The 11494-nt window shown below is 67.6% G+C and carries 11 protein-coding genes; 10 read left to right on the top strand and 1 reads right to left on the bottom strand.

Annotated elements, in window-relative coordinates; genetic code table 11:
* Positions 1-93: 93 nt before the first annotated feature.
* Positions 94-1446: a peptidylprolyl isomerase gene (locus tag H5411_RS44060; protein ID WP_183127650.1), complete on the top strand. Its 1353-nt coding sequence runs from the start codon at positions 94-96 to the stop codon at positions 1444-1446.
* 199 nt (positions 1447-1645) lie between these two features.
* On the opposite strand, the gene H5411_RS44055 is transcribed toward H5411_RS44060, so the two are convergent.
* The gene (locus H5411_RS44055) at positions 1646-2338 is read right to left on the bottom strand and encodes a response regulator transcription factor (RefSeq protein WP_183127648.1); all 693 of its coding nucleotides are present in this window, start codon (positions 2336-2338) and stop codon (positions 1646-1648) included.
* A gap of 80 nt (positions 2339-2418) precedes the next feature.
* Between H5411_RS44055 and H5411_RS44050 the strand changes: the two genes are divergently transcribed.
* The 9 genes from H5411_RS44050 to H5411_RS44010 all read left to right on the top strand — a co-directional run.
* Positions 2419-3750 (top strand): sensor histidine kinase, encoded by a 1332-nt coding sequence (locus H5411_RS44050; RefSeq protein WP_020662085.1) that lies wholly within the window; start codon positions 2419-2421, stop codon positions 3748-3750.
* A 190-nt stretch (positions 3751-3940) separates the two neighbouring features.
* The gene (locus H5411_RS44045) at positions 3941-5047 is read left to right on the top strand and encodes an NDMA-dependent alcohol dehydrogenase (RefSeq protein WP_020662084.1); all 1107 of its coding nucleotides are present in this window, start codon (positions 3941-3943) and stop codon (positions 5045-5047) included.
* 50 nt (positions 5048-5097) lie between these two features.
* Positions 5098-6081, top strand: a complete 984-nt coding sequence (locus H5411_RS44040) for a R2-like ligand-binding oxidase (protein ID WP_020662083.1) — start codon at positions 5098-5100, stop codon at positions 6079-6081.
* Positions 6082-6143: 62 nt separating this feature from the next.
* The gene (locus tag H5411_RS44035) at positions 6144-7166 is read left to right on the top strand and encodes an NAD(P)/FAD-dependent oxidoreductase (RefSeq protein ID WP_020662082.1); all 1023 of its coding nucleotides are present in this window, start codon (positions 6144-6146) and stop codon (positions 7164-7166) included.
* A 42-nt stretch (positions 7167-7208) separates the two neighbouring features.
* Entirely contained in the window at positions 7209-7523 is a 315-nt protein-coding gene (gene fdxA, locus H5411_RS44030) for a ferredoxin (RefSeq protein WP_183127646.1), read from the top strand.
* Positions 7524-7582: 59 nt separating this feature from the next.
* Positions 7583-8209, top strand: a complete 627-nt coding sequence (locus tag H5411_RS44025) for an RNA polymerase sigma factor (RefSeq protein WP_246370398.1) — start codon at positions 7583-7585, stop codon at positions 8207-8209.
* A gap of 58 nt (positions 8210-8267) precedes the next feature.
* Entirely contained in the window at positions 8268-9767 is a 1500-nt protein-coding gene (locus H5411_RS44020) for an aldehyde dehydrogenase family protein (RefSeq protein ID WP_020662079.1), read from the top strand.
* A 58-nt stretch (positions 9768-9825) separates the two neighbouring features.
* Positions 9826-10233 (top strand): SCP2 sterol-binding domain-containing protein, encoded by a 408-nt coding sequence (locus tag H5411_RS44015; protein ID WP_020662078.1) that lies wholly within the window; start codon positions 9826-9828, stop codon positions 10231-10233.
* 52 nt (positions 10234-10285) lie between these two features.
* Positions 10286-11494, top strand: a 1209-nt coding sequence (locus H5411_RS44010; protein ID WP_183127644.1) for an AMP-binding protein, incomplete at its 3' end; no start/stop codon positions are given.

The raw sequence follows: 11494 nt of genomic DNA, 5'->3' as shown, positions 1-11494 counted from the left end.
CGTGGTGTGGCTCTGGCCACCGCGTGATCGCGTTACCCGGGTGGCGGCACCCGTTCCCGAACCTGTCGAACGAGTCGTGGCGGAGGTGGGTCGATGAGCCTGCGAGTCGAACGCGAGAAGAAGACTGACGACGAGGAGGCTACCGTGAAGACCTCGAGCCCCAGCACGATCGAAGACGAGGAAGCCGACGTCGTCGACCTCCAGGACGGCCACGACGAGGCGGAAGAACCGGCCGAGAGCGACAGCCCGGACGACTTGTCCGAATCGGACGACGGCGAGGACGAGTCCGGCGAGGACGCCGAAGCCGGGCCGGAGAGCCCGAAGATCGGTCTGAAGGACGTCATCCGGGCCAAACTGCCGAAAACCCGCAAGGTGCGCGTGATCCTGCTCGTGGTCCTGCTGCTTCTGGCCGGCGGCGGGGTAGGCGGCTACGTCTGGTACGACTCCCAGCGGCTGCCGGACGACGCGGCCTTCCGCGTCGCGGGCCGAACCGTCACCGCCGACCAGCTCAGCGGCGTCCTCGAGACCTGGCGGGCCATGTACGGGGTCCAGCCGCCGCAGGACGAAGCGACCCTCGGCAAGTTCCGCAAGGATTCCGCCAAGGCGTACGCGGTGAGCCTGATCCTGCAGAAAGCCGCGCAGGACCGCGGGATCGTGATCGGTAACAAGGTGGCGCAGGACGCCTTGACCAGGCTGATCTCGCAGCAGCTCGGCGAGGGGACGGAAGCGCACGACAAGTTCGTTCAGCAACTGGGCAACGTCGGCACGTCCGAACCGGCCGTGATCGAGGAAATCAAACAGCAGCTGGCTCTCTCTCAGCTGTTCGACGCGGTGACCAAGGGATCCGGCGACGTCAGCGAGCAGGAAGTGAAGGACGCCTTCGCGAGGCGAAGGGACCAGCTGGGCACCCCGGAGCGGCGCGAGATCGGCAACATCGTGGTCCGGACGAGGGAAGAGGCAGACCAGGTCATCGCCGACCTGTCGCACGGAGCCAAATTCGAAACCGTGGCCCAGCAGCGCAGCATCGACACCGCGACGCGCGACAAGGGCGGCGACCTCGGCACGCTTTCCCGTAGCCAGCTGCAGGACGACTATGGAAAAGCGGCTTTCGGTGCAGCGGCGGGGACAGTCTTCGGTCCGGTGCAGAACCAGTTCGGCTGGAACGTCGGCCGGGTCAATGAAGTGACGGCTCCGGTGCCGGCCACCTTCGAAAAGGTGCACGACAGCCTCAAACAGCAGCTGAAGATGGAAAAGATGCTCGCCGTGTGGCGTTCCTGGCTGGGAGACCAGATCAAGAGCGCCGGCGTGGAGTACGCGGACGAGTACCGGCCGGACAATCCCGACGCCGCGCCGGACGTGAAGCCGGGCGAGAGCCCGGTTGCCGGTCAGCAGGGCGCGGCGAACCCGGGCCCGCCTTCACCAGGACAGCCGGCTCCTTCGCGATGAGCACGGCCGCTCCGTTCCTCGTCTTGGCGGTTCTGCTTGTCCTTTTGGGACGGTGGGGTAGCTGGCGCTCACAGGATCTCGTTCCGGCGAACTTGCCGATGGCCGAGCGCGAGCGGCGCGCGAAAGTCGTCCGCCGAGGCGCCGTCAGCGCCTACGTTGTCGCGGCTGTCTTCGTCGTCGTGTCGGTTGCCGCGCTCTTCTAGCCGGCGGGTGCCGAGCCTGGTCGGCCCGGGCTCGGCGCCTGCTTACCAAACAAGCCGTAATGACCGGCCATGCCGGCGGCGACGATCCGGTTCGGAGCCCCCAGCTTGTTCAGGAGCGAGGCGACCAGGCGCTTCGCTGTCCGCTCGGAAACCAGCATGCGTTCGGCGATTTCGGTGGTCTCCAAGCCGCGGGACAGCAGTACCCACAGCCGAATCTCTTCCACCGCCAGCGGACCGAAGATCTCCTCCGGCGGCCGCCGCACCGCGTCGAGCAACGCGGTGAACAAGGTGTCCTCGACCACTCGGAAGCCCGCGGCCACGGACAGCAGGGGAGCGACGAGCACATCCGGATCAGCCGATTTCGGCAGGAATCCGTCGGCACCGGCCCGGAGAGCTTCTTCGGCGAGCTTCAGGTCCGACGTGCCCGACAAAGCGAGGACTTTCGTGTCGGGATGGCGGGACTTGATGTGGCGGATCGCCGGAATCCCGTTGACGGGCGGCATGGCGAGATCGACTATCGCGATGTCGGCGCCGCACGAACCGACGAGCGAGGCCGCTTCCTCCGCGCGGTTCGTCGTACCGCCGATCTCGAACCGGTCACCGGCTTTCGCCTTGAGCAGCAGAGCTAGCCCCTGAGTGAACAGGTCGTGGTCATCGACGAGCACCAGAACGAGTTTGTCGTCTTGCATGGCTCTCCTCATCGGAGGATGACAAAGTCACTATACGAGCCGTCAGCAGAGGCGCTGGCGGCAGCGTCGTGGAGGCACCGATGTCGACCGTACCGTGGTGGCGTTCTGTGCGGTCAAGCACGATCCTTCAGACGGAGACGTTCCGGGAGAAAGACATCCGGATCGTGGAACGGGTGCCGGCCAGCGTCCGGCTCGGCGTCGTGGTGTCCGTCGGCCTGCTCCTCGCGCTCGGGCCGGACTCCGTGCGGCACCACCTCGCGATCGGGTTGGTGTGGCTGTCTGTCGGCAGCATCTACGCGCTGATCGTCTTCTGGGACCCCACGATCGAGTTGCGCAGCATCCGGTCCGCCGCGGTGGTGACCGGTCTGGACGCGGTGCTTTCGCTGGCCATCATCGCGTTCACCGGAGGTGCCAGCAGCGTCGCGGTGTCGCTGCTGTTCCTGGTCATCGCGGCCGCGGCGATGCGATTGTCGTTCGTGGCGACAGTGGCCGTTTCGATGGCACTCGGTGGTGCCTATTTCCTGGTCGCGATGCTGATGGACGTCGGCCAGACGTCTTCGGAGACTCGCACGCAGGCCGGGTTCTGGTGGCCGGTCTACCTGGTGTTCACCGCAGCACTGACAGGCGGCTTCGCGCTGCTGACCGAACGGGCGACCCGAGCGCACAGCGCCGCCCGGGCACAGGCGGTCGCGGAACGGGCGGCGGCGGAAGAGGAACGGGACCTGCGCGCCCGGCTCCTGAAGTCTTACGAGGCCCAGGAAACCGGCCTGCACGTCATCCTGCACGAGTTTCGCACTCCCATCGCCTCGCTCAAGGCGCTGACCGACAACCTGGTCGAGCGAGCCGGCACGGCGGTGGCCGACGACGACAGCTGGACCAGCCTGCGGCTGCTGGCCGCCCACGCGGGCCACCTTTCGTCGATGATGGACGCGCTCGGCGACGTCGCCGCGAGCCGGCGCCCCACCTTCAGCACCGGGCGCCGCAGGCTCGTCGACATCAAGGAGTTCTTGCACGCGGCCGGAGACGCCGCCGGGCTGGAGGACTCCGAGCTGCGGATCACCGTCACGCCGCCGGGCGCACAGTCCCGCCTGGACGCACAACTGCTGCGACGCGTCATCACCAACCTGGTGGAAAACGCCGGACGGCACAGCCGGGGCACGCCCGTCGAGGTCGTCGCACGGCTGGGACGAGGACGGCTCCGGGTCCTGATCCTCGACCGGGGGCCGGGTTTCCCTGCCGAACTCGCGCCGGTCGTCACCGAGCGGTTCGTGTCCATCGGCGAACGCCGGGGCACCGCGGGACTCGGGCTGTGGATCGCCGACCAGATCGTCCAGTCGCTCGACGGCCGGATCCGGTTCCGGCCGCGCGCGGGCGGCGGCTTGGTCGTCTGCCTCGACGTGCCGGTCGACTGAGCACGTTTCGCCGTTCCGGCCGGGTACTTCTCGGTTTCCGACGCCTTTCTCTTCCGTTTCCGGCTGCCTGGCCCACGCGGGCAGACGGGGTTGGCCCACGCGGGCCACCGATGGCTCGCGCGATCGGTGTTCCTCGCGCCGGATCTTGTGATGATGGCTCAAGTCCTTCAGCTGTGAGGAGTTGACGTCAATGAAGACGAAGGCTGCGGTCCTTTGGGGACAGCACGAAAAGTGGCAAGTCGAGGAAATCGACCTGGATCCACCGAAGGCCGGCGAGGTCTTGGTCAAGCTGACCGCCAGCGGACTGTGCCACTCCGACGAGCACCTCGTCACCGGCGACCTGCCCTTCCCCTACCCTCTGGTCGGCGGCCACGAAGGCGCCGGTGTGGTCGAGGTCGTCGGCCCCGGCGTCACGGACATCGCCGAGGGCGACCACGTGGTGATGACCTTCCTGCCCGCGTGCGGCCGGTGTTCCTACTGCGCGCGCGGTCTGGGCAACCTTTGCGACGCGGGCGCCGCCGTAATGCTCGGCCCGCAGCTCGACAACACCTACCGCTTCCACGCCCGCGGCGAAGACGTCGGCCAGATGTGCCTGCTCGGCACGTTCTCCGAATACACCGTCGTGCCGGCGGCGTCGGTCGTGAAAATCGACGCTGGCATTCCGCTGGACAAGGCCGCGCTCGTCGGGTGCGGCGTGACGACCGGTTTCGGCAGCGCGGTCCGATCCGGCGAAGTGCGGGCCGGTGACGCGGTGGTCGTCGTCGGCGCCGGCGGGATCGGCGTCAACGCGATCCAGGGCGCCCGGATCGCCGGCGCCCGGCTCATCGTCGCGATCGACCCGGTGGAATTCAAGCGCACCAAGGCTCTCGAGTTCGGGGCCACTCACACGGCCGCGTCGATGGACGAAGCGTGGAACACCGTCAGCGAGCTGACTCGCGGCCAGCTGGCCGACGTCTGCGTGATCACCACGGACGTCGCCGAGGGCGCGCACATCACGCCCGCCCTCTCGCTCGTCGGGAAGCGCGGCCGGGTCGTCGTCACGGCCATCGGCCACCCCGACGAAACGTCGATCACGACCAGTCTCATCGAGCTGACGCTGTACGAAAAGCAGCTCCGCGGTTCGTTGTTCGGTTCGTCCAACGGCCAGCACGACGTGCCGCGGCTGCTCGAGCTCTACAACGCCGGGCTGCTGAAGCTCGACGAGCTCATCACCACCGAGTACTCCCTGGAGGACGTCAACCAGGGCTACGAGGACATGCGCAACGGCAAGAACATCCGCGGCCTCATTCGGTACTGACCCGCCCCGCTCGCCCGCAACGGCTCAACTTCTTGATGGAGGACGGTTTCATGGCTATCGAACGCAACATCGAACACGGCAAGCGCACCGGCTACGGCAGCCTGAGCGAGGGAGGTCTCCGCATGGAGTCTTTCCCGATGCGCTTGTTCCGCAAGGGGAACAAGAAGTTCTGGAACCCCGAAGACATCGACTTTTCCCAGGATGCCAAGGACTTCGCGGCGATGAGCCCGGACGAGAAGCGGCTCACGTCGATCCTGGCCGCCCAGTTCATGGCCGGCGAGGAGTCCGTGACGCAGGACCTGCAGCCGTTCACGACGGCGATGGCCGCCGAAGGCCGGCTGGCCGACGAGGCCTACTTGACGCAGTTCACCTTCGAAGAGGCCAAGCACATGCAGGCGTTCCGCCTGTGGTTCGACGCGGTCGGTCTCGGCACCGACCTCCACGAATTCGTCGAGTACAGCGACGCGTACACGAAGATCTTCACCGAAGAGCTGCCGAAATCGCTGTACGCGCTGACAACGGACCCGTCCCCGGCCGCCCAGATCCGTGCGTCCGTGACCTACAACCACGTGGTCGAAGGTTGTCTCGCCCTCACCGGCTACTTCGCGTGGGCCAAGGTGTGCAAGAGCCGCAACATCCTGCCGGGCATGCAGCAGGTCGTGAAGTACATCGGCGACGACGAGCGGCGGCACATGGCGTGGGGCACCTTCACCTGCCGGCGGCACGTCGCCGCCGACGACCGCAATTGGGACGTCGTCGACGAGCGGATGCAGGAGCTGCTCCAGCCGGCGCTGCAGCTGATCGTCGGGCTGTTCGACGCTTTCGGTGACAACACGCCGTTCGGCATCAACATCGACGAGATGACCGACTACGCGCTGGACAAGGTCAACCGCAGGCTCGGGTCGATCGAGAGCGCGCGGGGCTGCCAGGTCGAGGACATCGACGAGGACTACTCGCCGATGCAGCTCGAGGACAAGTTCGCCGCGGAAGACGAAGCGGCGGTCGAGCAGGCGCTGGCGGCCGTCGGCTCCTGACCTTTCGCGTTCTCCCCGGCAACCAGGTCGATGCCGACCTCGAACCCAAGGAAATCACCGTCATGCTGCAGGACCGCTCTGCGCAAGAAGCGAACACGAACGTCGATCTGCTCTTCATCGGCGCCGGGCCGGTGGGTCTCTTCGGCGCGTATTACGCAGGATTTCGCGGCCTGAGCATGGCGGTGGTCGACGCCCTTCCCGAGGTCGGCGGCCAGGTCCAGGCGATCTACCCGGAGAAGAAGATCTACGACATCGCCGGCCTGCCGGGCGTGCCGGGACAGGAGCTGATCGGCAACCTCGTCCGGCAGGCCGCGCCGTTCGCTCCGCGGTACCTGCTTTCGCAGCAGGTACTGCGGCTCGAGCGCCGTGCCGGCGGGTGGCGGGCCACGACGTCGGCCGGTGCGGTGGTCGACGCACGCGCGGTCGTGATCACTTCTGGCGTCGGGGCGGTCACCCCCCGGCCCATCCCGGCAGGCGAGGACTTCCTCGGTCGCGGCCTGTGCTACTTCGTCCCGAGGCTGGATGTGCTCGACGGCAAGGACGTCGTGGTGGTCGGCGGCGGCGACTCCGCCGTCGACTGGGCGCTCGCGGCGTTGCCGCGGGCGCGCTCGACCACACTCGTGCACCGCCGGCGGCAGTTCCGCGCGCACGAGCACTCGGTTCAGTTGCTCCACCAGTCCGCCTGCACCGTGCTGGTCGACGCGAACGTGACCGAACTGCGCGGACGGGACCGAGTGGAGAGCGTCGCCATCAAGGTGGCTGGTGAAGCCGAGGTCCGCGAGACCAAGGCGCAGGTTGTCGTCGCCGCGCTCGGGTTCCTGATGGACCTGGGCCCGATCAAGGAATGGGGGCTCGAACTCGATGGTCGTGCGATCCGGGTCGACAGCAGGATGCGGACCAACCTGCCCGAGGTCTTCGCGGCCGGCGACGCCGCGACCTTCGACGGCAAGGTCAAGCTCATCGCGGTCGGCTTCGGCGAAGTGGCGACCGCGGTCAACAACGCGGCCGTGGCACTCGACCCGCGGGCCGGGCTCGCGCCGGGGCACTCGAGTGACTTGACGATTCCCGCGCCGACCGGCGCCTGAAGCACAGCGACATTCAACGAACGACCCGAGGAGGTGGAACTGATGGCTTTCGTCATCGGAGAACCGTGCGTGGACGTGAAAGACATGACCTGCATCGAGGAATGCCCGGTCGACTGCATCTACGAGGGCGAGCGCATGCTCTACATTCACCCCTCCGAGTGCATCGACTGCGCGGCCTGCGAACCGGTCTGCCCGGTCGAGGCCATCAAGCCGGCCCAGCAGGTCGACGACCGCTGGCGGCCGTTCCAGGAATCGGCGAAGTCGGCGTTCGACGTACTCGGCAACCCGGGCGGGTCGACCAAGGTCGACGTCCCGATCGAGGACACGGAGTACGTGAAGAACTTCGAAAAGAACTAGCCGCGAAACTGCGCGCTCCGGACCGGTTTCGGCCGCGGGCGGCCACAAAGGAGTTCCGGATGACGTCAATGGCGACGATCGACTGCGAACGGGCGGACCAGGCCAGCGGGCACGGCCAGGCATCCTTCGCGTCTTCCGACACGGATCCATGGTCTTTGGTCCGCGCTTCGCAAGAGGGGGACCCCCGGGCGTTCGGCCTGCTGTACAGCCGGTTCTCGGCGGATGTGTTCCGCTTCGCGCGAGGACGGCTGCGCGACGAACACGCTGCCGAAGACGTCACCAGCGAAACGTTCCTCCGCGCGCTCCGCAGCATCGGCACGGTGCGGTACGTCGGGTCCAGTGTCCGGGCATGGCTGCTGACGATTGCCCGGAACATCATCCTCGACCAGATCAAGTCGGGCCGCTTCCGGCACGAGGTGACGGTCTCCGAGTTTTCCGAGCAGGAGCAGGTCGTCCTGCTTCCGGAGTTCAGCGTTTTCTCGCAGCCGTGCCGGGACGAAATCGCCCGGCAGATGTTCGAGTTGAGCGAGGACCAGCGGATCTGCCTGCGGCTGCGGTTCTTCGACGGTCTGTCCGTGTCGGAAACCGCGGAGGCCATGCAGCGGAAGAGCAGCGCCGTGCGCGCGCTGCAACACCGCGCCGTCCGCCGGCTGGCCGAGCTGGTCGACCCGGTCGCGGTGGAGTGAAACCCGAGGTGGAACACAAGGTGCTTCGTGAACAACCCAGTCAGAAAGGCGTTCGCTGATGACGATGATGTCAGTCGGGATTCCGCCGGCGGTGGCTCCCTTCCTGGAGAACGCGGCGGCGAGCATCGTCATCGGTGCCGCGAAGACGACGGCGGCCGGTGGAGGCGAGATACCGACCACTGACCCGGCCACCGGCGCACTGCTGGCGAATATCGCGGCGGGCGGCAAGGAGGACGTGGACCGCGCCGTCGAGGCCGCGCACAAGGCATTCGCCAGCTGGCGGCGTCTCAGCCCGGCCGCGCGCGGCCGGGTGCTGCTGGACGTCGCCGACGCGATCGACCAGTACGCCGAGGAGCTGGCCATCCTCGAGACGCTGGACAACGGGAAGCCGCTCACCGAGTCGACCTACCTCGACGTCAGCCTGTCCGCGCAGATCTGGCGGTACTTCGGCGGGTGGACCACGAAGCTCGGCGGCCAGACGCTGCCGGTGTCGCCGGCGGTGGGCGAGGCGCTGGTCTACACCCAGCGCGAGCCGCTTGGCGTGGTCGGGGCGATCGTGCCGTGGAACTTCCCGTTGATGATCGCGTCGTGGAAGGTGGCACCGGCGCTCGCCGCGGGGAACACGGCGGTGCTCAAGCCTTCCGAGTTCACGTCGTTGAGCGCGCTGCGGCTGACCGAGGTCGCGCTCGAGGCGGGTCTGCCCCCGGGCGTGCTGAATCTCGTGACGGGTCTGGGACCGGAAGCCGGGCAAGCCCTCATCGACCACCCCGGCGTCGCGAAGATCTCCTTCACCGGTTCGACCGAGACGGGGCGGCGGATCGTGACCGCCAGCGCCGGGAGTTTGAAGAAGCTCACGCTCGAGCTGGGCGGGAAGTCGGCGAACATCGTCTTCCCAGACGCCGATGTCGAGGCGGCGGCGCAGGGCGCGCTCAACGCCATTTTCCTGAACCAGGGCCAGGTGTGCTGTGCGGGCTCGAGGTTGTTCGTCCACCGCGACATCCACGACGAGGTCGTGGCCGCTCTCGCCGCCGAGGCCCAGGGAATCCAGCTGGGGCACGGCCTGGACGAGGAAACCCAGATGGGTCCGTTGATCTCCGCGCGGCAGCTGGACCGGGTGGAAGGCTTTGTCGGCGAGGGCGTTCGCGACGGCGCGACTCTGGTGTGCGGCGGCGAACGGCCCGCGGGCGCGCTGGCCGGCGGGCACTTCCTCGAGCCGACGATCTTCACCGACGTGCGGGACGAGATGTCCATCGCCGCGGACGAAATCTTCGGCCCGGTGCTCTCGGTCCTGAAGTTCGACGACGAGGACGAAGCGGTGCGCCGCGCCAACTCCAGCGTCTACGGACTCGCCGCGGGCGTGTGGACCAACGACCTGAAGCGAGCGCACCGCGTCGCGCGTGATCTGGAGGCGGGCACGGTCTGGGTGAACATGTACAACATGATCGACCCGGCGGCTCCCTTCGGCGGCTACAAGTCCTCGGGCTACGGCCGTGACCTCGGCGAGGAGTCGCTGCTGGGCTACACGCAGACGAAGTCGGTCTGGATCGGGATGGACTGAACCAGCCGTCCGTCCACATTACACAGTTTTCCGCAAAAAACTCAGCGAGGAGAGCAAAATGGGTGCGTTCAAGGATGACTCCGAGGTCTACAAGTACATCGGCGGCGTCTTCGAAAACGGTCTGGCCGACCCGGAGGTGGGCCCGAAGCTGAAAGGCTCCGGCGTCGTCCTCCAGATCACCTACACCGACCCCGACTCGATCCTGACGGTCGACTTCCCCGCCGGTGAAGTGCGCACCGGCGCGAGCGACCTGACGCCGCACGTCGAACTGTTCATGACCGCCGACACCGGCAACCGGTTCTGGCTGGGCAAGGTGAACTTGTCCGTCGCGATGGCCAAGGGACAGGTCCGGGCGAAGGGTCCGGTCTCGAAGATCCTGAAGCTCGTGCCGGCGGCGAAATCGCTGTTCCCCGCCTACGAGTCGTTGCTCGAGCGCGACGGCCGGGACGACCTGCTGAAGGCGTGAGCTAAGAACCGAGTTCCGATGACGACGTCCTCGGCGTGACGGAGGTCAAGCAATGCTCAGCACCATGCAGGGAACCCAGCTCACGGTCGCGTCGATCCTGCGCCACGGCGTGGAGGTCCACGGCGACCGGCGGGTGATCACCGCTACGGACGGCGGGTTCCGCCGGTCGAGCTACGAGCAGGTGGGCCGGAGGTGCGGTCAGCTCGCCAACGCGTTGCGCCGCCTCGGGATCGCCGGCGACGACCGGGTGGCCACGTTCCAGTGGAACAACCAGGAGCACCTGGAGGCGTACGCCGCGGTGCCCGCTATGGGCGCGGTGCTGCACCCGCTCAACATCCGGTTGTCTGCCGAGCAGATTTGCTTCATCGCCGGACACGCCGAGGACAAGGTCGTCATCGTCGACTCGTCGCTCGTGCCGCTGCTGGCCCGCGTCCTGCCCGGGCTAGATTCGGTCAAAGTCGTGCTGGTCACCGGCGACGACGGTGACTTGGCAGGGCTGGAGGGCAGCGGCAAGGCGGTGTTCCGCTACGAAGACGTCCTCGCCGCGGAGTCAGCGGAGTTCGCCTGGACCGACGCGGACGAGGACGCCGGGGCGGCGATGTGTTACACGAGTGGCACGACGGGCGACCCGAAGGGTGTGGTGTACAGCCACCGTTCGCTGTATCTGCACTCGATGGCTGCCTGCACGGGCAACGGACTGGGCATCGCCGAGCAAGACCGGATCTTGCCGGTCGTGCCGATGTTCCACGCCAACGCGTGGGGCCTGCCGTACGCGGCCTTGATGGCCGGTGCGGAACTGCTGATGCCGGACCGGTTCATGCAGGCGGCCCCGCTGGCCAGGATGGTCCACACGGAACGGCCCACCGTGGCCGGCGCGGTCCCGACGATCTGGAACGACGTGCTCCTGGACACGGAGAAGGACGCCGGTCTGGATTTCTCGTCGTTGAGGCTGGTCGTCTGCGGCGGGTCCGCCGTGCCGCGCTCTCTCATGGAGGCGTTCGAGAACCGGCTCGGCGTCACCATCCTGCAGGCGTGGGGCATGACCGAGACCTCCCCGATGGCGTCGGTGGCTCGCCCGGCGGTCACCGCCGGCCCAGCCGATGCGTGGCGGATGCGGGCGACGCAGGGACGCCCGGTCTGTGGTGTCGAGATGCGGATCGTCGGCGACGACGGCACGCCTCAGCCGCGGGACGGGCAGGCCGTCGGCGAGCTGGAGGTGCGGGGACCGTGGGTGACCGGCTCGTACTACCAGGTCGACGAT

The organism is Amycolatopsis echigonensis (assembly GCF_014174495.1).
Taxonomy (GTDB): domain Bacteria; phylum Actinomycetota; class Actinomycetes; order Mycobacteriales; family Pseudonocardiaceae; genus Amycolatopsis; species Amycolatopsis echigonensis.
Note: the sequence above shows the minus strand (reverse complement) of the source record. Positions and strands in the feature narration are given on the sequence as shown.

Bases quoted from the DNA above. Each gene is read 5' to 3' on its own strand.
- H5411_RS44025 (WP_246370398.1), top strand. From the start codon at position 7,583: ATGACGTCAATGGCGACGATCGACTGCGAACGGGCGGACCAGGCCAGC.
- H5411_RS44060 (WP_183127650.1), top strand. From the start codon at position 94: ATGAGCCTGCGAGTCGAACGCGAGAAGAAGACTGACGACGAGGAGGCT.
- H5411_RS44020 (WP_020662079.1), top strand. From the start codon at position 8,268: ATGACGATGATGTCAGTCGGGATTCCGCCGGCGGTGGCTCCCTTCCTG.
- H5411_RS44045 (WP_020662084.1), top strand. From the start codon at position 3,941: ATGAAGACGAAGGCTGCGGTCCTTTGGGGACAGCACGAAAAGTGGCAA.
- fdxA (WP_183127646.1), top strand. From the start codon at position 7,209: ATGGCTTTCGTCATCGGAGAACCGTGCGTGGACGTGAAAGACATGACC.
- H5411_RS44055 (WP_183127648.1), bottom strand. From the start codon at position 2,338: ATGCAAGACGACAAACTCGTTCTGGTGCTCGTCGATGACCACGACCTG.
- H5411_RS44040 (WP_020662083.1), top strand. From the start codon at position 5,098: ATGGCTATCGAACGCAACATCGAACACGGCAAGCGCACCGGCTACGGC.
- H5411_RS44050 (WP_020662085.1), top strand. From the start codon at position 2,419: ATGTCGACCGTACCGTGGTGGCGTTCTGTGCGGTCAAGCACGATCCTT.
- H5411_RS44035 (WP_020662082.1), top strand. From the start codon at position 6,144: ATGCTGCAGGACCGCTCTGCGCAAGAAGCGAACACGAACGTCGATCTG.
- H5411_RS44015 (WP_020662078.1), top strand. From the start codon at position 9,826: ATGGGTGCGTTCAAGGATGACTCCGAGGTCTACAAGTACATCGGCGGC.